General features: G+C 70.3%; 21 protein-coding genes and 1 riboswitch. Of the genes, 5 read left to right on the top strand and 16 right to left on the bottom strand.

Features of this window, described 5'->3' with window-relative positions:
* Positions 1–66: 66 nt before the first annotated feature.
* From Ssi02_RS02615 to Ssi02_RS02605, 3 genes are read left to right on the top strand one after another with little or no spacing between them, the layout of a single operon-like run.
* Entirely contained in the window at positions 67–1,044 is a 978-nt protein-coding gene (locus tag Ssi02_RS02615; protein WP_204020659.1) for an AAA family ATPase, read from the top strand.
* The gene (locus tag Ssi02_RS02610) at positions 1,041–2,300 is read left to right on the top strand and encodes a DUF58 domain-containing protein (RefSeq protein ID WP_204020657.1); all 1,260 of its coding nucleotides are present in this window, start codon (positions 1,041–1,043) and stop codon (positions 2,298–2,300) included. Before Ssi02_RS02615 ends, Ssi02_RS02610 begins: the two co-directional genes overlap by 4 nt.
* Positions 2,297–4,663: a transglutaminase TgpA family protein gene (locus tag Ssi02_RS02605; protein WP_204020655.1), complete on the top strand. Its 2,367-nt coding sequence runs from the start codon at positions 2,297–2,299 to the stop codon at positions 4,661–4,663. Before Ssi02_RS02610 ends, Ssi02_RS02605 begins: the two co-directional genes overlap by 4 nt.
* A 189-nt stretch (positions 4,664–4,852) precedes the next feature.
* On the opposite strand, the gene Ssi02_RS02600 is transcribed toward Ssi02_RS02605, so the two are convergent.
* The 5 genes from Ssi02_RS02600 to efp all read right to left on the bottom strand — a co-directional run bounded on the left by Ssi02_RS02600 (position 4,853) and on the right by efp (position 9,682).
* Positions 4,853–5,257 (bottom strand): SCO2097 family morphological protein, encoded by a 405-nt coding sequence (locus Ssi02_RS02600; RefSeq protein WP_204020654.1) that lies wholly within the window; start codon positions 5,255–5,257, stop codon positions 4,853–4,855.
* 373 nt (positions 5,258–5,630) lie between these two features.
* Positions 5,631–6,878, bottom strand: coding sequence for a DNA polymerase IV (locus Ssi02_RS02595; protein WP_204020652.1), 1,248 nt, complete (start codon positions 6,876–6,878; stop codon positions 5,631–5,633).
* Between the two features lie 949 nt (positions 6,879–7,827).
* Positions 7,828–8,580, bottom strand: coding sequence for a class I SAM-dependent methyltransferase (locus tag Ssi02_RS02590; protein WP_204020650.1), 753 nt, complete (start codon positions 8,578–8,580; stop codon positions 7,828–7,830).
* A gap of 131 nt (positions 8,581–8,711) precedes the next feature.
* Entirely contained in the window at positions 8,712–9,122 is a 411-nt protein-coding gene (gene nusB, locus Ssi02_RS02585) for a transcription antitermination factor NusB (RefSeq protein WP_204020648.1), read from the bottom strand.
* Positions 9,122–9,682, bottom strand: coding sequence for an elongation factor P (efp, locus tag Ssi02_RS02580; protein WP_204020646.1), 561 nt, complete (start codon positions 9,680–9,682; stop codon positions 9,122–9,124). Before efp ends, nusB begins: the two co-directional genes overlap by 1 nt.
* A gap of 300 nt (positions 9,683–9,982) precedes the next feature.
* On the opposite strand from efp, the gene Ssi02_RS02575 reads away from it, so the two are divergent.
* On the top strand, positions 9,983–11,839 hold the full coding sequence (locus Ssi02_RS02575) for a glycoside hydrolase family 9 protein (RefSeq protein ID WP_204020644.1): 1,857 nt from the start codon (positions 9,983–9,985) through the stop codon (positions 11,837–11,839).
* Positions 11,840–12,069: 230 nt separating this feature from the next.
* Here Ssi02_RS02575 and Ssi02_RS02570 read toward each other — a convergent pair whose 3' ends face one another.
* Positions 12,070–13,110, bottom strand: coding sequence for an LLM class F420-dependent oxidoreductase (locus tag Ssi02_RS02570; RefSeq protein WP_204020642.1), 1,041 nt, complete (start codon positions 13,108–13,110; stop codon positions 12,070–12,072).
* A 252-nt stretch (positions 13,111–13,362) separates the two neighbouring features.
* On the opposite strand from Ssi02_RS02570, the gene Ssi02_RS02565 reads away from it, so the two are divergent.
* Positions 13,363–14,247, top strand: coding sequence for an endonuclease/exonuclease/phosphatase family protein (locus tag Ssi02_RS02565; RefSeq protein ID WP_204020640.1), 885 nt, complete (start codon positions 13,363–13,365; stop codon positions 14,245–14,247).
* A 49-nt stretch (positions 14,248–14,296) separates the two neighbouring features.
* On the opposite strand, the gene Ssi02_RS02560 is transcribed toward Ssi02_RS02565, so the two are convergent.
* The 10 genes from Ssi02_RS02560 to Ssi02_RS02515 all read right to left on the bottom strand — a co-directional run bounded on the left by Ssi02_RS02560 (position 14,297) and on the right by Ssi02_RS02515 (position 23,679).
* Positions 14,297–14,917 (bottom strand): nucleotidyltransferase family protein, encoded by a 621-nt coding sequence (locus Ssi02_RS02560; RefSeq protein WP_204020638.1) that lies wholly within the window; start codon positions 14,915–14,917, stop codon positions 14,297–14,299.
* A 5-nt stretch (positions 14,918–14,922) separates the two neighbouring features.
* The gene (locus Ssi02_RS02555) at positions 14,923–16,017 is read right to left on the bottom strand and encodes an XdhC family protein (RefSeq protein WP_204020636.1); all 1,095 of its coding nucleotides are present in this window, start codon (positions 16,015–16,017) and stop codon (positions 14,923–14,925) included.
* On the bottom strand, positions 16,010–17,095 hold the full coding sequence (locus tag Ssi02_RS02550; RefSeq protein ID WP_239128545.1) for a vWA domain-containing protein: 1,086 nt from the start codon (positions 17,093–17,095) through the stop codon (positions 16,010–16,012). Before Ssi02_RS02550 ends, Ssi02_RS02555 begins: the two co-directional genes overlap by 8 nt.
* Before the next feature lie 14 nt (positions 17,096–17,109).
* Positions 17,110–18,003 carry an AAA family ATPase gene (locus Ssi02_RS02545; RefSeq protein ID WP_204020634.1) on the bottom strand — a complete coding sequence of 298 codons (894 nt, stop codon included), beginning with the start codon at positions 18,001–18,003 and terminating at the stop codon, positions 17,110–17,112.
* A 162-nt stretch (positions 18,004–18,165) separates the two neighbouring features.
* Positions 18,166–18,618: a PH domain-containing protein gene (locus tag Ssi02_RS02540; protein ID WP_204020631.1), complete on the bottom strand. Its 453-nt coding sequence runs from the start codon at positions 18,616–18,618 to the stop codon at positions 18,166–18,168.
* A gap of 282 nt (positions 18,619–18,900) precedes the next feature.
* Positions 18,901–19,371: a 6,7-dimethyl-8-ribityllumazine synthase gene (gene ribH, locus Ssi02_RS02535; protein WP_204020629.1), complete on the bottom strand. Its 471-nt coding sequence runs from the start codon at positions 19,369–19,371 to the stop codon at positions 18,901–18,903.
* 330 nt (positions 19,372–19,701) lie between these two features.
* On the bottom strand, positions 19,702–20,952 hold the full coding sequence (locus Ssi02_RS02530) for a bifunctional 3,4-dihydroxy-2-butanone-4-phosphate synthase/GTP cyclohydrolase II (RefSeq protein WP_204020627.1): 1,251 nt from the start codon (positions 20,950–20,952) through the stop codon (positions 19,702–19,704).
* A gap of 5 nt (positions 20,953–20,957) precedes the next feature.
* Positions 20,958–21,560 carry a riboflavin synthase gene (locus Ssi02_RS02525; RefSeq protein WP_204020625.1) on the bottom strand — a complete coding sequence of 201 codons (603 nt, stop codon included), beginning with the start codon at positions 21,558–21,560 and terminating at the stop codon, positions 20,958–20,960.
* A 104-nt stretch (positions 21,561–21,664) separates the two neighbouring features.
* A riboswitch (FMN riboswitch) is annotated at positions 21,665–21,795 on the bottom strand.
* A gap of 214 nt (positions 21,796–22,009) precedes the next feature.
* Positions 22,010–22,681 carry a ribulose-phosphate 3-epimerase gene (gene rpe, locus Ssi02_RS02520; RefSeq protein ID WP_204020623.1) on the bottom strand — a complete coding sequence of 224 codons (672 nt, stop codon included), beginning with the start codon at positions 22,679–22,681 and terminating at the stop codon, positions 22,010–22,012.
* An 11-nt stretch (positions 22,682–22,692) separates the two neighbouring features.
* Entirely contained in the window at positions 22,693–23,679 is a 987-nt protein-coding gene (locus Ssi02_RS02515) for a phosphatase PAP2 family protein (protein ID WP_204020621.1), read from the bottom strand.
* Positions 23,680–23,881 lie beyond the last annotated feature (202 nt).

Here is a 23,881-nt window from a genome sequence, read left to right as displayed (position 1 = left end):
GCAAGCATCCCGCGATCTGCCGGTAGTAAGCAGGCGGGACGCCGTCGCACTCCCCCTGGAGGTCTGGTGGCAATAACCCATGACGTTCCTCCCCAGCTCGACGACCTCGTGCCGACGGCGCACAGGGTCCGGGAAGCGATCGAGTCCGTCATCGAGGGCAAGGGCGACGTCATCCGGCTCACGCTGACCGTGATGCTCGCCGAGGGCCACCTCCTGATCGAGGACGTCCCGGGTGTGGGCAAGACCATGCTCGCCAAAGCGCTCGCCCGATCCATCGACTGCCCGGTGCGTCGTGTGCAGTTCACCCCCGACCTGCTGCCCAGCGACATCACCGGCGTGAGCGCCTACAACCAGCAGACCATGGAGTTCGAGTTCAAGCCCGGCCCGGTGTTCGCGAGCATCGTGGTCGGCGACGAGATCAACCGCGCCTCCCCCAAAACCCAGTCGGCCCTCCTTGAGTGCATGGAGGAGCACCAGGTCACCGTCGACGGCGTCACCTATCCCCTGGACACGCCGTTCATGGTTATCGCCACCCAGAACCCGATCGAGATGGAGGGCACCTACCCCCTCCCGGAGGCGCAGCGCGACCGCTTCACCGCGCGCATCGCCATGGGCTACCCCGAGCCCAGCGCCGAACTCGAGATGCTGGACGTGCACGGGGGCACCTCCCCGCTCGACAAGTTGCAGCCGGTCGCGACCACCGCCGAGATCACCGCACTCATCGCGGCCGTGCGCGCCGTCTACGTATCCCAGGCCATCAAGCGCTACGCCATCGACCTCGTCACCGCCACCCGCCGCTCCCCCGAGCTGCGCCTCGGCGCGTCGCCGCGCTCGACGCTGCACCTGATTCGCACCGCGCGGGCGCACGCCGCCATGCTCGGCCGCGACTACGTCATCCCCGACGACCTGCAGGACCTCGCCGTGCCCGTGCTCGCCCACCGGCTACTCCCCAGCGTGGAGGCGCAGGGGCAGCGCCGCCTGCCCGAGCATGTCATGGCCGACATCGTGCGACAGGTGCCCGTACCGGAGGCACAGGCGAGGTGACGGCAGGGCTCAAAGCGCTGACCGCGCGCGGGCGGTCGTTCGTCGCCTCCGGTCTGGCCGCGCTGCTCTGCGCCCTGATTCTCGGGGAGCACGACCTGCTCCGGATCGGCGTGCTCATCACGGCGCTGCCGCTGGTGGCCGCGCTCGTGGTCGCCCGCACCCGCTACCGGCTGAGCTGTGCCCGCCTGCTCACCCCGTCGCGGTGCGAGGTGGGCGCCGAGGCCACGGTGACCCTCCGGCTCGAAAACGTCACGCGGCTTCCGACCGGACTCCTGCTGATCGAGGACACGGTGCCGTTCGCGCTCGGCGCCCGTCCCCGTTTCATGCTCGACCGGGTGGAGGCCCGCGGTGTGCGTGAGGTCGACTACCGGGTGCGATCGGACTTGCGGGGGCGCTTCGCGGTCGGCCCGCTGACCGTGCGCATCGCCGACCCGTTCGGACTCGTCGAGCTGACCCGGGCCTTCACCGCCACCGACACTCTCGTGGTGGTCCCGCACGTCGTGCCGCTACCGCAGGTGCGCCTGTCCGGCGAGTGGACGGGCGGCGGCGACAGCCGTACCCGGAGCATCGCCTCGGCGGGCGACGACGACGTGGCGCCGCGCGAGTATCGCCACGGCGACGACCTGCGGCGTGTGCATTGGCGCTCGACGGCCAGGCGGGGCGAACTCATGGTGCGGCGCGAGGAGCAGCAGCGCCAGAGCCGGGGTGCGCTTCTGCTCGACACGCGCAGATTCGGCCACCGGGGCGAGGGGCCGCGCTCGTCCTTCGAGGTCGCCGTGTCCGCCGCGGCGTCCATCGGCACCCACCTCGCCCAAGGCGGCCTCGGGCTGCGCCTGGTCACCGATCAGGGCGCGGTGCACCTCGCCGACAGCGGCGGGTGGTCGCTGCTCGACACCCTCGCGGTGGTACGGCAGAGCGGCGCGCGCACCCTCGACAGCGGCGTCTCCACGCTGCGGCAGGGCGGCGGCGACGGGCTCGTCATCGCGGTGCTCGGCGCGGTCGACGCCGCGGAGGCCAAGTCTCTGGCGAAGCTGCGGCACGGCACCATGACGGGAGTCGCGGTCATGCTGGACATCCCGCGCTGGGATCAGCACGACCCCGACCCGGGCGAGCTTGAGCAGGCCAGGGCCGCCCGCGCCGTGCTGACCGCGGCGGGCTGGCGGATAGTACGGCTGGCGCCCGGTGGATCGCTGGCCGCGGTGTGGCCGGACGCCGCGCAGCGGGGCCGGATGTCGTTCACGGGAGGCGTGGTATGAGGTTGCCGATCGCGAGCGGGGTGGCCACACTGGCCGTCGCGACCACGCTCTACCCGCTGTTCGACAGCACCACGTGGTTGTGGACCGTGGTGGGCGCGATCCTGACCGTCACCGTGCTCGGTGTGCTCGCCGACAGGTTCAACCTCCCGCTCTGGGCCATGCCGCTCGCGAGCCTGCTGGGCCTCACCCTCTATATGACAGCGGTCTTCGCCCGCGACGAGGCGTGGTTGTGGGTGATCCCCAATTGGGACTCGGTCACCGCACTGGCCGAGCTGTGGAATCGGGGCTTCGGCGACATCCAGCGTTTCGCCGCCCCGGTGCCGGACCAGCCCGGGATCGTCGCGCTGACCGCAGTCGGCGTCGGCGTCATCGCGGTCCTGGTCGACCTGTTCGCGGTGCGCGCCCGCGTGGCCGCGCTGGCGGGGCTGCCGCTGCTCGCGCTGTTCACCGTGCCCGCCGCGGTCATCGTCGAACCGATCGCGTGGCCGTCGTTCATCCTGGCCGCCTTCGGTTATCTGGTGCTGCTCGTCGCCGACGGGCGCGAGCGGGTGAGCCGGTGGGGGCGTGCCGTGCTGGTGCGCCGCCGCCCCGGCCCCGGCGATGTGACGGGTCAGCGGCACCAGGGGCCGCTCCGGTTGTCGGGTAAGCGCATCGGCTTCGCCGCGGTGGCTCTCGCCGTACTCCTCCCGACCGTTGTGCCCGATCTCGCGCCCAACCCGCTGTTCGGCTTCGGGGTGGGCTCCGGGCTCGGGCGGGGCAACAACACCATCAGCATCCCGAACCCGATCGCGGGCCTGCGCGGACAGCTCACGCTGCCGGAGGAGGCCCGGGTGATGACCTATTCGAGCGCCGACGGGAATCCCCGTTATCTGCGTACCTGGTCGCTGGACGTCTTCGACGGCGAGGCGTTCGAGATGACCCCGCCTACGGGACGCCCTCAGGACAGGGTCGACGAGGGCCCGCTGCCGCCGCCTCCCGGCATGTCGGGGGCGGTGCCGGCCAAGTCGAACCAGCTCCGGGTCCAGATGAGTCCCGAGCTCGGCAAGTTGTCGTTCCTGCCGCTCCCCTATCCCGCGGCGCAGATCGGGATCGAGGGCGACTGGCGGGCCGACCGGTCCACGCTCGTGGTGTTCTCCCACGTCGAATATGCCGCGGGGCTGAGCTACAACGTCGTCTCCAACGAACCCCGCCCGAGCGGGCGCACGCTCGACGAGGCCGGGCCCGCGCCGGTCGACATCGCGACCCGCTACCTTCAGCTGCCCGATTCGTTGCCGGAGTCGATCCGCGACCTCGCCAGGCGTGAGACCCGCACGGGCAAGACGCCCTTCCAGAAGGCGGTGCAGCTGCAGAAGTGGTTCACCGAGCGGGGCGGCTTCACCTATCAGTTGCGCACCGAGGGGCACAGCGCGTCGGCGCTTGAGGACTTCCTGCTCTACAGCCGGGCCGGCTACTGCGAGCAGTTCGCCGTCTCCATGGCGGTGCTGGCCCGCATCCTGGACATCCCGGCGCGAGTGGCGATCGGCTACACCGGCGGCACCAGGATCGGCGACTCGACGTGGGAGGTGACCACGCGCGACACGCACGCGTGGCCCGAGCTCTACTTCGAGGGGGCGGGCTGGCTGGCCTTCGAGCCCACCCCGACCGGCGCGGCGGGCCAGGGCACCGGGCAGGTCCCCGAGTACACGCGTTTCACTCCGCCGAGCGCCGCCGACTCCGGCACCGAGACCGAGACCGACACCCCGGCCTCCACGCCCGAGGAGGAGGAGACCGCGGCGGGCACGACCCAGCGCAACCAGGGCCCGCTGGACCGCGAGGGCGCGGCGGCCCCCGTGACGGTGGAGGAGGAGACACCGGTCCTCGCCTGGATCGCCGCCGGGACCGGAGTGCTGCTGCTGATTCTGCTCATCCCCGCGTTGATCCGCGTCCTGACGCGCACCCGCAGGCTGCGGGCGGTGGGCAGCCGGGCGGTGGTGCGCCTGTGGGCCGAGCTGGACGACATGCTCTATGACTACGGCATGTCGCGGGGGCCGAGTGAAAGCTCCCGGGCGATGGCCAGGCGGCTGACCGAGAAGTTCGAGTTCGGGCAGGAGGCCGCGGGTGCGGTGGCCAGGGTCGCCTCCGCGACCGAGAGGCTGATGTACGCCAGGGATCCGGGCACCGTCACCGTGAGCGCCGAGGACGTGGAGACCGTGCGCAAGGCGCTGGCCGCGTCCGTGACACGCGGGCGGCGGATGCGCGCGACGCTGCTGCCGCCGTCGACCTTCGCACGGTTCCGGGTCATGAGCGGGCGGGTTTTGGACGGCTTCGACTGGCTGGAGAGTGTCGGGGCGCGGTCGCTTACGCGGAGACTGGCACGCAAGTAGCGAAGACCGGCGCCTGGGCGGGCGACCGGCAGCACGAAACCAGAGAGGTGGAGGAGGCGGGATTCAGGCCCCGAGGGCCTGAATCCTGGCCGCGAACCCGAGCCGGCGCGCCTCAGCCCGGCCGGGAAGCCTCCCCCGGCGGGTGGGGCGCGGCCCGCGAATCGCGGCCCGACGTCCGTCAGGTGCGGATCAGCGGTCGTCGTGACGACGCCGCCAGCGCTCCTCCATGCGCTCCATGAACCCGGGACGACGCCCGCGGGCCCTGCCCGCATCACGCCGACCGGGCGCACCGGGCGCGGGGGGAGCCTCTCCACCGCCGAACCCGTTCATGCGCTTCCAACTCGACAGGCCCCATAGGCACGCGGCGAGCATGACCACGAAGCCACCCACACCGAGTGCAATGACCTGCGAAACGACACCGACCATCAACAACACGACACCAAGCAGGAAGCCGATGGAGGCCTTCACCAGGCGGCGCTTGTAGTGGTTGCGTGGATCACTGATCCGCACGGCATTGGCCCACTTCGGGTCCTCGGCGTAGAGGGCCTGCTCGATCTGGTCGAGCAAGCGCTGCTCGTGCTCAGAGAGCGGCACGGCGCCTCCCAAGGACGGCCCCAGGACGGGGCGAACGGCAACGGACGACACGGGGTGTCCGAACCTCGCGGTCGGTTATCCCCAGAATACGAGGCTGTAGACGTGGGCGAAAGAAAACGTCCAACGTAGACCAAACCGGAGGCGATGTCATAGATCCATTCCATCAAATAATGACGGAACACGTGACATGCCATGGTCGATGCTTAGCCGTGGGAAGGCTAACTCCACATCTAACCCTTCGATTCCCCGCACCTTGGCCACCTCACCCTGGGGAACCCTACGTGGAAGGCCACTCCTGCGGCGGGCGGCTGGACGGGCGGCGCCGCGACCGGGCCTCTCCGATGTCGACACACCTACCTCCCGGGACTCGACGTCATGACTCCATTTCATCAAATCTCGGGCGAACCAGCGACGCGGGGACCACAGCTCCCGTCCCAAAACGTCGCACCGCCTCATCCATGGCGCGTTCGGCCTCGCGCCACCCCCGCTCACGCTCCCCCAGACTGAGCTGGCGGGCCGCCCCCTCCGCCGGGCGCAAACCCTCGACCCGGACCCCCACCAGGCGCAGCCTCACCCGCTCAAGACCAGCGGCGGCGAAGAGCTCACAGGCCATGGCGTAGATCTCCTGAGCCACATCGGTGGGCTCACGCAGCGTTCTGGCGCGGGTGAGGGTGGTGAAATCGGACTTGCGGAGCTTCACACTGACCGTGCGGCCCACATGCCCGCCATCACGCAGGCGCGCGGCCACCCTCTCACTCAAACGCAGCAGCTCGCGCCTGATCACGTCGGGATCGTGCACATCGGCGGGGAAAGTCTCCTCCGCCCCGATGCTCTTGTCCGGCACGTGCGGCGTCACCGGGCGCTCGTCCCGCCCCCAGGCCAGAGCCGCCAGATGCGCCCCCGCCGCCTGCCCGAGCTCCCGCTTGAGCGTCGCCGGCGGCACCCTGGCGAGATCGCCGACCGTGCGGATGCCCAGCCTCGTCAGAGCGCTCTCCGTGCGCTCCCCAACGCCCCACAGCATCGCCACGGGGAGCGGATGGAGGAACTCCACCACCCTGTCCGCCGGGACCACGAGCATGCCGTCCGGCTTGCATTGACGCGAGGCCAGCTTCGCCACGAACTTGCTGGTCGCCACCCCCACCGAGCAGGTCACGCCGAACTCCTCATGCACCCGCCGCCTGATCGCCTCCGCCACCACCGCGGGCGACCCGATCAACCGCCCCGCCCCCGACACGTCGAGAAACGCCTCATCGGAAGCCACCGGCTCCACCAGCGGCGTGAACGACCGGAACAGCTCCATCACGCCACGGGACACCTGCGAATATTTCCCATGACTAGGCGGGATGACCACCGCCGCCGGACACAACCGGCGAGCCCTCGACATCGGCATCGCCGAGTGCACCCCGAACCGCCTCGCCTCATAGGTCGCGCTCAGCACAACCCCCCGGGCCCCCGTCGCCCCCACGATCACCGGCCGCCCCCGCAACTCCGGCCGCTCAAGCAACTCGACACTGGCGAAAAAGGCGTCCATGTCAACATGGAGGATCGAACACCCCTGATCGTCCCCCTGCCCCCGGCCCCGCCCGGCACCGCCGCCCCGAATCACCTGCTTACGCGACACCCCTCCAGCCTATCCGAACGCCCGTTCGACCACCTAGCCCCCCAACAACCCCCACCCACACCGCATGGCTCGACCGGTTTAACCTCGCACGGCCCAGCCCCGTACGGCAAAGCACCCCCTTCGCCCCGGCCTGGCCCCGCCACCGTCAACGGACGGTAACCAACCGCGACAAGAAGAGCCCGCGCCACCTGAAAGGGCGCCCAACCGGACCGGCCCCTCGGCACGGCCGGCGAACCTCACAAAGGCGATCACATGGACACCGCCGAGGACCGCGAGCTGCACGGCCATACGGCCACGCCACCGGACGCACCGTTGACCAAGACCCAATTGCCCGGATCGGCCCGCTCGCGCGGAGCACGCGCGGCGCGCGGAGACCGGGGACAGGCAGCGCCGCCTCAGGCGCCGGATCAGCAGCGGGCGGGATCACCCAAGGTAGGCGGTGTCCACGACGAGCCGCTCCGCCCACACGCCAGCGATCAGCGCCGCGCGGGCGCCGCCAGTGGGCAGATCTCACAGAGGCGATCGCACGGACACCGCCGACACCGATGACCACCTGAGGGGCGTCCAGCGCGACCGGCCCCTCGGCACGGCCACCCGACCCCACAAAAGCGATCGCACGGACACCGCCGAGAACCGCGACTTGCGCGGCCATACGGTCGGCACCGCCGGACGTGCCGTTGACGAGGACCCGTCTTGTCCGGATCGGCCCTCCCGCGCGGGGCGTGCGCAGGGCGCGGAGACCGGCGACGGGCAGCGCCGCCGCAGGCGCCGGGTCGGCGGCGGGCGGGATCACTCCGAGGTGGGTGGTGTCCACGGTGAGCCGCCGCCCATGCTCCGTTAACGCGCCGGCGATCAGGGTCGCGACGCGGCGGTGGGCCCGCTAAGGCGAGCACGCCACAGCGGGCACACCGGCGACCGGCCTCAGCAGGGTGATCAGGGGCCTGGTGGGTTATTTGCGGTGGCCGAGGAGGTGGAGTTGGGTGGCGATGTCGCGGAGGACCGGGTGGGAGGCGGCGGCCTGTTCCAGGGCGGCGAGGGCGGTGGCGGCGCCGGGTTCGCCGTCGAGGAGGCGGCTTGGGACGAGGTCGGCGAAGACGCGGACGCCGTGGGCCTCGCCGGGGGTGAAGCCGGAGGTGGAGAGGAGCTGGGCGAGACCCTCGGCGGTGAAGCGGCGCGGGGTGGGGTCACGGTCTCCCCAGCGGCCCTCGGGGTCGCCCAGCACGTGCAGGGCCTCGTCGAAGCGGCCCGAGGCGGCGCGGTGGATGGCCGTGGCGACCGGGTTGGCCGCCAGCACGCTGATCACTCCGCCGGCGCGCAGCAGCCCCGCCATGGCGGTCAGTGCCCGCCGCGGGTCGTCGACGTATTCGAGAACGCTGTGGCAGATCACCAGGTCCGCGCTGTCGCCGGGCAGCAGGTCGCCGAGATCGGCGGCGTCGCCCTGGAGGGAGCGCACGCCCACGCCGGCGTCGGCGGCCCGGCGCTCCAGGGCCGCCAGCGAGTCGGGGCTGGGGTCGACCACCGTGACGGCGTGGCCGAGCCCGGCGAGGGGTACGGCGAAGCCGCCGGTGCCGCCGCCCGCGTCGACGATGTCGAGGCGCTCACGCCCCTGTGCGGCCACCCGCTCGTCGAGCACCGCCCTCAGCGCGTCCCACACCACCGCGGTGCGAGCCGCGGCGGCGCCCGTCTGCTTGATGCTCTCCATGCGCTTGGCCCTCCCCCTCGTGACCCTTTCCACCCGTGGCATGCCCCGGGCCGGGTCAGGCGATCACCGGCGGGGCGGGCGAAAGAGGTTCGATCTCCGTACGCCCCCGAGCCTAAGGCCAAAAGGGCGCGCTAGAGAGCGAGGGTGGGCTTGAGCTGGTTGAATCTCGCGAGAAGCCCGTTGACGAACTGCGGGGAGTCGTCGGTGGACAACTCGGAGGCCAGGTGGACCCATTCGCTGATCACGACCCCGCCGGGAACGTCGGGCATCCACAGCAGCTCGTAGGTGCCTCCCCGCAGCACGTTGCGGTCGACCGCGGGCATGCGGTCAAGGGTCCACCCCTCGGAGTAGGTCTCGATCAGGTCGTCGATGCGCTCGGCGTGTCTGACCACACCTTCGACCAGAGTGGTGGTGTATTCGTTGACCGGCGGGTCCGCGCGGGCGACCCGCTCGGCCAGGACCGTCCGCGGGTTCTCACTGCGGAGCTCGGCCTCGAAGAGGATGTCGAGCGCGCGGCGGCGCGCCTTCCCCCGTGCCGACATCAGGCGCGGCCGAGGTATTCGCCGCTGCGCGTGTCGACCTTGATCTTCTCGCCTGTGGTGATGAACAGAGGCACCTTGACCTCGGCTCCGGTCTCCAGCGTGGCGGGCTTGGTGCCGCCGGTGGAGCGGTCGCCCTGCAGACCGGGCTCGGTGTGAGACACGGTCAGCTCGACGGCGGCCGGAAGGTCGACGTAGAGCGCCTCGCCACCGTGGAAGGCGACGGTCGCCAGGGTGTTCTCCAGCATGTAGTCGGCGGAGGAGCCGACGGTCGCCCGGGGCACGTTGACCATGTCGTAGGTCTCGGTGTCCATGAAGACGAACTCGTCGCCGTCGAGGTAGGAGAACTGCATTTCCCGCTTGTCGACGTTGGCCACGTCGACTTTGACGCCCGCGTTAAAGGTCTTGTCGACAACCTTGCCCGAAAGCACATGCTTGAGCTTCGTGCGGACGAAGGCGCCACCCTTACCGGGCTTGACGTGCTGGAACTCCACGACGGTCCAGAGCTCACCGCCGTCGAGCTTGAGCACAATGCCGTTCTTTAGGTCGTTGGTCGTCGCCACTCGTCTCTTCTCCTGCGTACAGCCGTATGCACAACTCGACGCCCAAGTCTACCGGCAGGCGAGGGGACCGGCGCCCCGCTTATCACAGGGCTTATCGCGGGGCGTTCGCCGCGGCCGGTGCCGGGCGGGCCTGGCCCGGGCGGGCATATGGGCGGGTGTGTGCCGTCCGGCGCGGAGGGGGCCCGTTCGCGGCAACAGGTGGGAAACATTCATTGACCACACCCCCACCCCGCCATTACCGTGCCGGAGAAGGTTAGGAAGGTTTCCTAACTTTTGCACCCCTCCCGCTCAGGAGACCCGATGAGTTCACGCAAGCTCGCGGCCGGTGCCCTCGTGTTCGGCCTGCTGGCCGTTGGGAGCCCCGCCATGGCCGAATCGAACCCCACCGGATTGATCAGAGTCGACCAAATCGGTTACACGACGTCGGAGTCCAAGCACGCCTACCTCATGACCTCCGCCCCGTCGCCGGGGGCCCGCTTCACGGTGGTCGACCACCGGGGCAAAGAGGTGTTCCGCGGTCGTGCGGGTGCGGACCTCGGCGCTTGGAACACCGCGTTCGGCCACGTCTATGAGCTTGACCTATCCAAACTCCACCGCGCCGGCACCTATCGCATCAAGAGCGGCACATCTGTCTCACCCAATTTCCGGATTGGTCACCGTACCCAGTTCGCCGATACCGCCGCCAAGGCGGTGACCTTCTTCGGCGGCCAGCGCGACGGCGCGGACGTGCTGGCGGGGCCGCTGCAGCGCAAGCCCAGCCACCTCAACGACCGGGCGGCGGACGTCTACGACTGGCCGGCCTTCACCGGCCCCGGCACCGACCAGATCCAGGGCGAGCTCACCAAGGTCGGCGGCCCGGTGGACGTCGAGGGCGGGTGGTATGACGCGGGTGACTACCTCAAGTTCACCCACATCCTGTCCTACGTGGACACCCTCATGTGGGCCACCCAGCGCGACGCCGGCGCCCTGGCCGACCCGCGCCTGCGCGCCGAGGCCGCGCACGGTCTCAAGTGGCTCGACAAGATGTGGGACGAGCAGTCCAAGACCCTCTACATCCAGGTCGGCATCGGCGCGGGCAACAAGGAGGGCACCTTCGTCGGCGACCACGACATCTGGCGCATGCCGGAGGCCGACGACAACGATCAGGGCGCCGACCGCAAGTTCATCCGCAACCGCCCGGTCTTCCGGGCCGCCGCGCCCGGCCGGCCGATCAGCCCCAACCTGGCGGGCCGTACGGCTGCCGCCTTCGCCCTGGCGGCCCAGGTCGAGCCGGACCGCCGCAAGGCCAAGGCGCTGCTCGACAAGGCCGCGCAGATCTACGGCATGGCCAAGACCGAGAACGTCGGCGAACTCGTCACCTCGCTCCCGCACGCCTTCTACCCCGAGAGCCTGTGGCGCGACGACATGGAACTCGGCGGCACGGAGCTCGCCCTGGCCGCGGCGCGGCTGCACGACCCGCGAGGCAAGGACTGGCTGCGCCAGGCGGCCCACTGGGCCGGGCAGTACATCGCGAACGACCGCGGCGACACCCTCAACCTCTACGACGTGAGCGCCCTCGCCCACGCCGATCTCGTCCGCGCGATGCGCGTCTACCGCGCCAAGGGTCTCGCGGTCACCCAGGCCGACCTGCTCGGCGACATGAAGAACCAGCTTGAGATCGGCTCGGCCCGCGCCAAGGCCGACCCGTTCCGGGCGGGTGCGCAATATGACCAGTTCGACTCGGTGCCGCGCACCTTCGGCCTGGTGGCCACCTCGAACCTCTACCGGACCGTCAGCGGCGACCGCTCATACGACGCCTTCGGCACCCGCCAGCGCAACTGGGCGTTCGGGGCCAACGCCTGGGGCACGTCGTTCATGGTCGGCGCGGGTGAGGGGGCCATCGCCTGCCCGCACCACCAGATCGCCAACCTCACGAAACTGCCCGCCGTCGGCGCCGTGGTCAACGGCCCGAACAGCAAGGGGCTCTTCGACAGCGGTCTCGGCGGCCACTTCGAGGAGATGAACCGCTGCCCGGCCGACGGGGTCGACAGGTTCGAGCAGTTCACCGGCCGCAATTCGCGGTTCGTGGACGACGTGCGCTCGTGGCAGGCGTCCGAGCCGGCCGACGACTTCGCCGCCATCGCGCTCTACGCCTTGTCCCTCAGCGCCCGCGGCTGAACCCGGCGAAGGCCCCGGACGTACAACGGTGAAGACGGGCCGGCGGGTGACTCTCCTGGGCCGCCGGCCCTCGCCTCGGGGCCTCGCACCTATGGGCGGGTGCGAGGCCCTCCGACGTCCCGAGGACGCGCCGAAGACGTCCCGAGGAGGTGTCGAGAACGTGCCGATGAGGTGTCGAGAACGTGCCGAGGACGTCCCGGAAACGTCCTGGGGACGTCAGGAGGCCGCCGTCACAAGGTCATCTCTCTGACCTTCTCCACCAGCTTGAGCCGCTCGGCGTGGCTGCCCGCGAGGGGCGTCACGTTGAGCGTCGTCACCCCTGCCTCGCGCATCGCGGCGATCCGGTCGCGGACGAACCCCTCGGGGCCGATGAGCGACATCGACTCCAGCAGCTTGATCGGCACCGCGGCCGCCGCCTCCGCCTTCCGCCCCGACAGGTAGAGGTCCTGGACGAGCTCGGCCTCCGCCTCGTAGCCGAAGCGGCACACGAGGTCGTTGTAGAAATTACGGTCCTTGGCCCCCATGCCGCCGATGTAGAGCGCCGCCACATCCCGGCCGAACTCAAGCAGCCCGGCCGCGTCGTCCCCGATCGCGAGGTTCGCGTGGGCGATCACGTCCAGCTCGCCGAGCGCGGGGTCGCGCTTGGCCTTGCCCGCGGCGAGGGAGGGGCCCCACACCTCCTGCATCTTCTCCGGCAGGAAGAAAATCGGCTGCCAGCCCTCGGCCACCTCGGCGGAGAGCTCGACGTTCTTGGGGCCGATCGCGGCGATCACGATCGGGATGCGCTCGCGCACCGGGCGGTTGATCAGCTTGAGCGGCTTGCCCAGCCCCGTGCCGCGGTCCTCGGGCAGCGGCAGCGTGTAGTGCCTGCCCTCGTAGGTGAGGCGCTCCCTGCGCCAGACCGCCCGGCAGATCTCGACCACCTCGCGGGTGCGGCCGAGGGGCGCGGTGTACGGCACGCCGTGGAAACCCTCGATGACCTGGGGGCCCGAGGCTCCGAGGCCGAGGGTGAAGCGTCCGCCCGACACATAATCCATGCCCGCCGCGGTCATCGCGAGCAGCGTGGGGGTGCGTGAGTAGATGGGCAGGATGCCGGAGGCGATCTCCAGCCGCTCGGTCTTCGCGGCGATGTAGCCCATCTGGCTGACCGCGTCGAAGCTGTACGCCTCCGCGACGAAGACGATGTCCAGCCCGGCACGCTCGTAATCGGCCAGCTCCTCGACCGTCTCCTTGAAGCCACCCGCGTAGTTCAAGGCCATACCGATGCGCATGCTGCCTCCCGTCCCTTCCGTGGTGTCACGCCCACACCACCCACGATCAAACCGAATGTTGTTCGGTCCGGTTAGAGGCTAGCGGATCGCCTAGCGGCGCGTCCTTCCCCACCACCCCGTCCAAGCTGAAGATCACGCCGAACGAGGAAAATTACTCGGTGCGCCGTCCGCGCACGTCATAAACCCAGACAATTCCTACTTACGGCGTGCTGTCGTTGGCCTACGGCCCGTGTGCGGCCTAACCTACTCAGGGTGCTGAGACAGGGAGTCATAGCGACGGCGGCGCTCACCGCCCTTGTCATGGGCGGCCACCGGATGCTCCCCGAGCTCGGCGGGGTCACCCCCGTCCTGGAGAGCCTGCTGCCCTGGCTCGGCGTCGCGGTGCCCTTCCTCCTCGCCGGAGCCGTCGTCGCCCGCTCCGGCCCCGCGCTCGCCACCGCCGTGGTCCCCGGCCTCGTGTGGGGCCTCATGTTCGGCCCCGACCTCCTGCGCAGCGGCCCCGGCGGGCCGAGCGACCTGTCGGTCGCCACGCTCAACATCGGCGCCGCCACTCCCGACCAGGCCAAGGCCGTGCGTGCCGTCGCCAAGGGCCGCGACCTGCTCGCCCTGCAAGAGCTGCGCGGCGGCGGGCTCGACAAGGTGCTCGACGAGCGTTTCCCGCACCACTTCACCGCCGGCACCGTCGGCCTCTGGAGCCGCTACCCCATCACCGAGACCCGCCGCCTCGACCTCGGCCTCGGCTGGCCCCGTGCGCTCCGCGCCGTCGTGCGCACCCCCAAGGGCGACGTCACCGTCTACGTCGTGCATCTGGCCTCGGCCCGCCCCGGCGAGACGGCCGTCCGCGACCGCACGCTGGCAGAGGCCCGCCGCGTGGTCGACCGCGACGACAGCGACAGGCTGCTCCTCCTCGGCGACCTCAACACCGCCACGACCGACCGCAAGCTCCGCGGCCTCGCGCCGCCGCTCACCGACGCCCAGACCCAGGCCGGCACCGGATTCGGCTTCACGTGGCCGTCGGTGTTCCCGGTGACAAGGCCCGACCACATCCTCTATCGGGGGCTCAAGGCCACCAGGGCCGGCGTCGAGACCGCCCCCGGCAGCGACCACCTCGCCGCGGTGGCGTGGCTGCGCATGTGACAGGCCGCGCGCATAGAGACAGTCGACGGCGGCTGCGCCGTACCCCGCGTCAGGAGTGCAGCCGCCGCTCCAGGTCCTCCGGCGTGTCCAGGTCGGCGGGGTCGCCCGCGTCGTCGCACGCCACCTCGGTCACGAGCTCCGGGTGCGCCTCAAGGAACGGCCTGGCGCCCACGTCGCCCACCGCCATGGACGTCACCTCGTCGAAGTGCTCGCGTGCGATGAGCACGGGGTTGCGCCTGGCTCCGCCGTACGTCGCCACCGCGATCCGCGCCCCGGCGCGGCACGCCTCCACCAGGCGGCGTACGGCGAGAGCCTGGATGTCGGGCTGATCCACCAGGGCCACCACCACCGCGACCGCCTCCGGCGGCACCGCGGACAGGCCGACCCGCAGCGAGGAGCCCATGCCTGAGCGCCATTCGGAGTTGCGGGCCACCACCGCCTTGCGCACCGGCACCACGGCCGCGCCCAGCACGACGACGACCGGGTGGCAGCCGCCTTCCTCCAGCAGCCGCACCCCACGGTCGACCAGGCGTTCCCCCTCCACCTCCACGACAGCCTTGGGAGTGCCCAGCCTGGCCCCCTGGCCGGCCGCGAGCAGCAGCCCCGCGACGGGCGGGCCGTCGTCGTGGTGGGCGAGATCGAGCGGACGTGAGTCGCGATGAGGGCTCATGCCGGTCAGCCTTCCCCGTGGATGCGGCCTGTTGTGTCGGTGAGCGGGCGGCCCGAGCCGCCCCACCTGAGCTGGATCAGCTCCGCCGCGATCGACACCGCGGTCTCCTCGGGGGTGCGTGCCCCGAGATCGAGTCCCACCGGGGAGCGCAGCCGGGACAGCTCCTCGCCGGTCAGGCCGGCCTCGCGGAGGCGCGCCAGCCGGTCCTCGTGGGTGCGGCGCGAACCCATCGCCCCCACATAGCCCGCCCGGGTGCGCAGCGCCACCTCCAGCAGCGGCACGTCGAACTTCGGGTCGTGGGTCAGCACGCAGATCACCGTCCGCTCGTCGACCGTGGGCGCGACGCTGCTCAGATAGTCGTGCGGCCACTTCACCACGACCTCGTCCGCCTCGGGGAAACGTTTCGCGGTCGTGAACACCGGGCGCGCGTCGCACACGACCACGTGATAGCCGAGGAACTTGCCGATCCGCGCCACCGCCGCGGCGAAGTCGATCGCCCCGAACACCAGCATGCGCGGCGGCGGTGCGAACGAGTGCACGAACACCGCCAGATCGTCCAGCCGCCGCTCCCCGTCGGCGCCGTAGCGCCGCACCCCGGTCAGGCCCTGGGCGAGCATGCCGCGCACGTCGTCGTCGACCGCCTCGTTCAGCCGGGCCGGCCCAAGCGATCCCGAGACCCGCTCCCGCCAGAGCACTCTGCGTGCTCCCAGCGTCCCCGGTCCCGAGATGATCGTCGCCGTCGCCACCGGCTCGTGGGCCTCGATCGACGCCGCGATCTCCCCCAGCTCGGGGAAGGTCTCGCGGGACACCGGCTCCACCAGCACGTCCAGGATGCCGCCGCAGGTCAGCCCCACGGCGAAGGCGTCGTCGTCGCTCACGCCGTATCTTTGCAGCACCGGCGCGGCGGACTGCGAGGCCAGCTCGAACACCGCGCCCTCGACGCAGCCGCCCGAGACGCTGCCCACCACCTCGGCGCCGAGCACCGCCATCGACGCGCCGGGCGGCCGAGGCGCGCTGCGGAACGTGTCCACCACGGTGGCCAGTCCGAACTGCTCGCCCGCCCTCCACCACCGAATGATCTGCGAGAGCACGTCACGCATGAGCGAGCCTTTCCGCGAGCTCGGTGAACGCGGCCAGGCTGTGTCCGGCCACGAAGTCATCGATGTACGGCAGAGCCGCACGCATGCCCCCGGTGAGCGGTTGATATCCCTCCGTGCCCTTGTGCGGGTTGACCCACACCACACGGTGGGCGAGCAGGGACAGCCTGGCCATCTGGCGTTCGAGCAGGGCCGGATCACCACGCTCCCAACCATCCGAGGCGATCACCACAATAGCCCCGCGAGCCCATGAAAGCCGCAGAAACTCCTTGAGCTCCTCACCCAGGCGGGTGCCCCCGTTCCAGTCGGGGATGGCCGCCGATACCTTGGCCATCGCGGTGTCCGGATCGCGATGCAGGAGATCACCGGTGAGTCGCGTCAGCCGGGTTCCCACCGAGAAGACCTCGGTGACCCGCGGCTCCGAGCGCATCAAGGCGTGGGAGAAGCGCAGTAGCGTGTCGGCGTAGGCGTTCATGGAACCGCTCACGTCCACCAGGAGCACCACTCTGCGGGGCTTGAGGCGGCGAGTGCGATTGAGCAGCCGGGCCGACTCCCCGCCCCGGCGCAGCGTCTCGCGAATCGTGCGCCTCGTGTCCAGGGCGCCTCGACGCGCCGCCACGAACCGCCGCGACCTCCGCTGCGCCCGCCCGGCGTTCAGCAGACTCATCATGCGGTGCACCTCGCGCCGCTCCGCCTCGCCGAGCCGCGCCACATCCCGGTGCCGCAACACCTCAAGCTCACTGGCCGTCCCCGGCACCGCCTCCGCCTCCCGCCCCTCCCCCGCGCCGTCGCGGTCGAGTGTCAGCGTCGTGCGCGTGACCGTCACCACCGGAGTGCCGGGCCGCGCCGAGGCGGTGCGCCCGCCGAAGTAGGCGTCGAAACACCTGTCGTAGCGGGCGAGGTCGTCCTTGGACGCGCACAAGGTCAGCCGCCCCGCCCAGTAGACGTCGGCGGGCCCCGTCACATCGAGGTGCGCCAAGGCCCGGAACATGTTCTGCGTCCGCTCGTGGTCGGCCCCCACCCCCGCCGCACGCAAGGTCCGCGCGAACCCCGTCAAAGCGATCACCAGGTCGTCCGCCACTTTCCCGCACCCCGCTAACTTTGCAAGCTCTTGATCAGGCCGCCCGCCAGCACCGCCTCCTGGTCCTCCCGGTGCTTGAGCACCGTGCCCAAGGTCAGCGCCGCCAGGTCGTGATCCAGCTCCCTGGCGCCGAGGGTGATCAGCGCCTGAGCCCAGTCGATCGTCTCCGCGATGCCCGGCGGCTTCACCAGGTCCGCGCCCCGCAGCCGACCCGCGGCCGCCGCGACCTGCTCCGCGAGAGGCCGTGTGATCGACGGCAGGCGCCGGGTCAGGATGGCCACCTCGCGCTCGAAACCGGGGAACTCCAGCCAGTGGTAGATGCACCGCCGCCGCAGCGCGTCGTGCACGTCCCGGGTGCGGTTCGACGTCAGCACCACCACGGGCGGAGTCTCGGCCCGGATGGTGCCGAGCTCGGGCACAGAGATCGCGAAGTCGCTCAGCACCTCAAGCAGGATCGCCTCGAACTCCGCGTCGGCCCGGTCGATCTCGTCGATCAGCAACACGCTCGGCTGCGTCTCGATCGCCCGCAGCAGGGGCCGGGCCAGCAGGAAACGGCGATCGTAGACCTCGTGCTCCAGGCGGGCGGCGTCCCTCACCCCCGCCGCCTCGGCGGCCTTGAGGTGGAGGAGCTGCCGGGCGAAGTCCCAGTCGAAGAGGGTCTGGGCGGCGTCCAGGCCCTCATAGCACTGCAACCGGATCAGCGGCGCCTCCAGCACGGCGCCCAGGACCTTCGCGAGCTCGGTCTTGCCGACCCCGGCCTCGCCCTCCAGGAACAGCGGTCTTCCCATGCGCAGGGCCAGGTAGACGGCGGTCACCAGCCCCTCGTCGGCCAGATATGCCTCGCGGTCCAGCGACCCAGCCAGCTCAGCAGGCGAGGTGCCACCACTCGCCCCAAAAGTCCGTCCCAACACGCTCTCAGGCTACGCCCCAGGTGACCCACACCACCGCCCGATAAGATCCACACCTGGCACATTCGCGCCTTGTTGTGACCTGTCGCCCTTGTCCTCTTTGGATCTTCTTTGGGGCGCCGGTACGGCGAAGCCTGGTCAAGCGGGGCCGGGACGCCTGCCTCAGCGGTCGGGGGCCTCGCCCTTGACACGGATGAGGGCCTCCAGCTCGGCCACCTGGCGCTCGGCTAGGCCGTGTTCGGAGCCCTGGATCCCCATGGCCCCGATCGTGGCGCCGTCGGCGAAGTCGATCTTCGCCCAGGGCTCACCCGGGATGAGGGTGACGTCGAGAACCTCCGGCCACTCATAACGGTGGATCTTGAGAGGGTTGACCAGCTTGATGCCCTGCTCAGTGGCCTCGACCCGGCAGCGGCCGAGCAGGTGGAGGATGTAGGCGACCATGCCCCCGAACATGACGATGAGGATCCGGTCGGACACCCCCCAGGGCGGGGGCAGGGCGACGCCGAGGACGATCGCGCCCACGACCATGACGACCGCGAAACCGTAGGCCACGAGTCTGCCCTTCTTGGGCCGCCAGACGACGGGAAGGGGCGGCGGAGGCACGGTCTCAGGCATTAGAGGCTCGCTGGGGTTCGGGTAAGGGACGGTCGGAACGACTGGCAACCTATCGCACGGGACCGTCGCCCCAGATCTTCACCTCGCCGATGACCACGACGATCGGCACACGCCTGCGGTGGACCTCCGTACCAGGTCGATCGCCCATCCCGCACGGATCACGTTGTGCGGACCCGGCGTCCGCTCCGCCCTGACCATATGCATGGGACCTGCCTCGTGCCCCTGTGCCCTGGCACCGGCTCGGCAGGGTCAGGTGCCGGGCCGGTGCTCAACGCGCGGGCGTCACGCCCTGAGGTCACGCAGGGCGAGGGCCGTCTCCAGAGCGGCCACGGTGGCCTCGTAACCCTTGTCCTCCTTGCTGCCGGGCAGGCCGGAGCGTTCGAGGGCCTGGTCGAGGGTGTCGCACGTCAGGACGCCGTTGCCGACGGGGGTCTCCTCGTCCAGCGCGATGCGGGTGAGCCCGGCGGTGACGGAGTCGCAGACATAGTCGAAGTGCGCTGTGTCGCCCCGGATGACGGCCCCCAGAGCGACGACCGCGTCGCGACGGCGGGCCAGAGCCTGGGCGACGACGGGGATCTCCAGCGTGCCCGCGACGCGGACGACGTCGCAGGTGGCCCCGCTGTCCTCGGCGGCCTGCACGGCTCGCGCCACGAGCTGGTCGGTGATCGCGCCGTGCCAGCGGGCGGCGACGATGCCGACGGTGAGGCCGCCCGCTTCGACGGTCTCGGGGATGGGGCGTCCGACGCCGCTCATGATGCTCTCCCGCAGTCGGGCACGATGGGTGATCTTGTCCAGGTGACTCCCCGGCCGGCGAGCCGGGTCACCGGTCGCCGCCGCGGCCTGAAGCGGTCCGCCGAGGCAGGACCGGCGGGCTGCCTTGTCCGTGTAATGCCGTGAAGGCGTGGCGGGCAGCCGTGGACCCCGGCTTTCGAAGCGGGCGGATCACTTCGCTTCGTCCATGTGACGCCAGGCCCGGTCATAGGTAGCCTCCGGTGGCGGTCCCGGCCGATTCCCTTGTCCAGGTAACACCGGGACGGTTTGCCCTCGAAGCCCGGTTCCTCGTCCAGGTAACGCCGGTCCGGTTCACAGTTCCTCCTCTGTGCCGAGTGTGCTGAGTTCGGCGATCTGGTGCCCTAGGCGGTCCCGCTTGGCCGCCAAATAACGTTCGTTATGGGGGTTGGCTGCGACAGGCATGGGTTCGCGGCCCAAGACCTTGATGCCGTAGCCATCCATTCCGCGCAATTTCGCGGGGTTGTTCGTCAACAGCCGGACGGACCTCACGCCGAGGTCGGCGAGCATTTGGCCGGCGTTGCCGAACTCGCGAGAGTCGACGGGCAACCCCAGCTCGAGGTTGGCGTCGACCGTGTCGTGGCCGGCATCCTGCAGCCCATATGCCTTGAGTTTGGCGAGCAGACCGATGCCGCGGCCCTCATGACCTCGCAGATAAACGATAACCCCTCGCCCCTCGGCGGCGATCGACGCCATCGCGGTGTCGAGCTGCACGCCGCAGTCACAACGGAGAGAGCCGAGGACATCGCCGGTGAGGCATTCTGAGTGAGCACGAACGAGGATGTTCTCTCCATCCCCGAGATCACCGTAGACGAGGGCGATGTGTTCGCCGCCGTCGATCGCGCTGAAATATCCGTAGGCCTGCCACATGCCATAGCGATTCGGGATCCTGGTCACGGCGATGCGTTCGACCATCCGCTCGGTGCGGCGGCGATAGTCGATGAGCTGCTCGATGGACACCAAGGCCAGATCGTGCTCGTCGCAGAACTCGCGAAGCTCGGGAAGGCGCTTCATCGTGCCGTCGTCGTTGACGACCTCGGCGAGGGCCCCCGACGGGGGCAGCCCGGCGAGCGCGGCCAGATCGGCGGCGGCCTCGGTGTGACCGGCGCGGACCAGCACGCCGCCCTCGCGGTAGCGGAGCGGGAAGACATGGCCCGGCCGTACCAGCTCGGCGGGCTCGGTCGCGGAGTCGCCCAGCAGGCGGATGGTGCGGGCGCGATCGGCGGCGGAGATGCCGCTGCTGACGCCCTCGGCGGCGTCGACGCTGATGGTGTAGGCGGTGCGCATGCGCTCGCGGTTATCGCGGACCATGAGGGGCAGGCCGAGCCGGTCGAGCTGGGCGCCGTGCATGGACACGCAGATCACGCCGCTGGTGTGCCGGATCGTGAAGGCGAGCAGCTGAGGTGTCGCCTTGGTGGCGGCGAAGATGATGTCGCCTTCGTTCTCACGGTTCTCGTCGTCGACGACCACGACGGCCTTGCCCTCGCGGATGTCGGCGATGGCGCGCTCGACGGGGTCCAGCCTGATCTCTCTGCCCTCGGCCATCGCGATCACGCCCCTAGCCGGTGAGCGCCGACGAGCTTTTCGACATATTTCGCGATCACGTCGACTTCGAGGTTGACGGGGTCGCCCGGCTGCTTGAAGCCAAGGGTGGTGAGGTTCAGGGTGGTGGGGATGAGGCTGACGCCGAAGTTCCCGTTTTCGAGGGTGGTGACGGTGAGGCTCACGCCGTCGACCGTGATGGAGCCCTTCTCCACGACATAGCGGTCAAGCTCAGTAGGCAGGGAGATCCTCATCTCAACCCAATGCTCACTGGCTTCACGCGTGAGCAGCACCCCCGTGCCGTCCACGTGGCCCTGCACGATGTGGCCGCCAAGACGCTGGTCGGCGCGCACGGCACGTTCCAGATTGACCCGCGAGCCGACCTTGAGCGCGCCGAGGGAACTGCGGTCGAGGCTCTCCTTCATGACGTCAACGGAGAACACACTGTCCTGATTGCCGACAACCGTGAGACAGACACCGTTGACCGCGATCGACTCGCCGTGCGCGGCGTCCGACGTGACAAGCTCGCCGCGGATCGACAGGCGGGCGGAGTCCCGCAGGTGTTCGAGGGCGACGACCTCGCCCAGCTCCTCGACTATTCCGGTGAACACGTGTGGGGCTCCTCACCTCAGGGGATCTGCGCACGAGGCGGCCCCGGGGATGAGGGGTGCATAAACGACACCCGTGGCGAGGGCGGCCTCAGAGCCACCCTCACTCGCGCGCTGCCTCCCATCCGGACTTTAACCGTCGGTCCCGGAATCCCACCGGGTCAACCGGCCGATGGCTTCGGCCGGGTCGCGGACTTTCACCGCCGGTTCGGAATTTCACCGACCCCGGAGCACGCTGCTCTGCCATCAGTCTGCCATGCCGGATAAAAAGAGCGCGACCACCCCCCTCAAGCAAGCGCTTGAGAACCCCTCGCTCCCCTGCCCCACGCAGACGGAAGGTACGGCAAAGCCTCCTTGACCACGCCCTTACCCAGGCCCGCGCCGTACAAGCAGACCGCATAAGCAGGCCGTGATGCCCGCGCCGATGGAGCGCGGGCGGTCGGGTGGGGCCGTCAGGCGATGAGCGGGGAGGCCTTCTCGGCGAGGGCGCGGAGGTGGTCGACGGCGCGGGCCGGGTCGTCGGCGCCGTAGACGGCGTTGCCCGCGACGAACACGTCGGCGCCGGCCTCGGCGCAGCGCTCGATCGTGGAGGCCGACACGCCACCGTCCACCTGGAGCCACACCTGGCCGCCGTGGGCGGCGATCAGGGACCGGGCCCGGCGCACCTTGGGCAGAACGACGTCGAGGAACGGCTGCCCGCCGAACCCGGGCTCGACCGTCATCAGCAGGAGCATGTCGATCTCGCCTAGCAGGTCTTCGTATGGCTCGACCGGCGTGGCCGGGTTGAGCGCGAAACCGGACCGAGCACCCGCCGAGCGAATCTGCCGCAGAGTGCGCACGGGGGCTTTGACCGCCTCAGCGTGAATGGTGACGCTGCCCGCCCCCGCCTCCGCATAAGCAGGAGCCCAGCGGTCGGGGTCTTCAATCATGAGATGGCAGTCGATCGGGGTGTCTGTCGCCTTGAGCAGGGACTCAACCACCGGCAGACCCAAGGTCAGGTTGGGCACGAAGTGGTTGTCCATGACGTCGACGTGCAGCCAGTCGGCATTGCCGACCGCCGCGACCTCCTCGGCCAGGCGAGCGAAGTCGGCGGACAGGATGCTAGGTGAGATCTGTACGGCCATGATGGCCGAGTCTAGGGGGCCACCGGACGTGCGCGCTCAGCCAGCCCCACCGCGACGAAGACGAGCGGCGCTCCCAGCACGGCCCACAGCGCGAGCGCGGCGTAGTTGAGGTAGGCCACCGCCTCCGTCAGCAAAAGCGGCCCCTGCGGTGTCACAAGCCGGAGCACGGCCCAGATCAGCGCCGCGCCCGCGACACCGATCAGCCATCGCAGCGCCCGCTGCTTGACGGAACCGGCCGCCGAGAAGCCGCCCTTGTGCGACAACACCGACCCGCCCGCGATCGCACCGAGCAACCCTCCGGAGATCGCGGCCAGCCGGCTCTCCTCCCACGGCGCCACCAGCCCCGCGAAGCGCCACGCCTCAGGCAGTGTCCACCCGGCCCCCGGCAACGACGCCAGCAGCGCGGCCACGACCACACCGAGGGAGACGGCGACCGACAACCCGATCTGCGCACCGATCGCCCGCGCCCGCCACCAGGCCAGCACCGGCTTCTCCCAGCGGAGGACCGCGGCGAGGAAGAGCAACCCGATCAGGATGCCCGCCGCCACATCCGACAGGAAGTGCACTCCCAGATAGACCCGCGAGAACCCCATCAGCGCGACGAACGCCACAGCCGCCCCTATGGCATAGGGCTTACGCGACGCCGACGCCAGAATGCCGCTGAAGACCGTCGCCGCCTGAGCGTGACCGGAGGGAATGCCGAACGTGGGCTCCCTGGCGAACGCCTGCACCCTGCTGTCGATCCAGTAGGGCCGGGGTGCCTGCAGCAGCAGCTTGGCGATCGAGTTGAGCCCGGCCGACAGCAGCACCACAAGCCCCAGCCGCAGCCCGAAACGGGGATTGACGCACCAGTAGACGACCGACAGAACGACGATCACAAATCCATTCGTGCCGAACACCGACACGACCTTGAGCGGCGTCTCAAGCCACCCGGGTAACCCCTGAACCCACAGGATGGGCGCCAGCTCCGCATGCCGCAGGTTGTCCAGGAAATCCACGGTCTCCTCTGATCCCCCGATCGATCGCGGCTACTCCGGGCCGCCCAGTGACCTCCCACCGTAGCCAGCTCGCGCCCCGGGCGCGCGACGCCCGAAGACACCCTGGCCAAAACCTGGCCTGCAAGGGACCGGGCATGCCAGCCTCAGTACGCCCCAAGCCACCCACCGCGGCCAGGCTGCGCCCCGGGCGCGCGACTCCTGC

Source organism: Sinosporangium siamense (genome assembly GCF_016863435.1).
GTDB classification, from domain to species: Bacteria; Actinomycetota; Actinomycetes; order Streptosporangiales; family Streptosporangiaceae; genus Sinosporangium; species Sinosporangium siamense.
The sequence above is the reverse complement of the archived record's forward strand: the minus strand, read 5'-3'. Positions and strand labels throughout refer to the sequence as shown.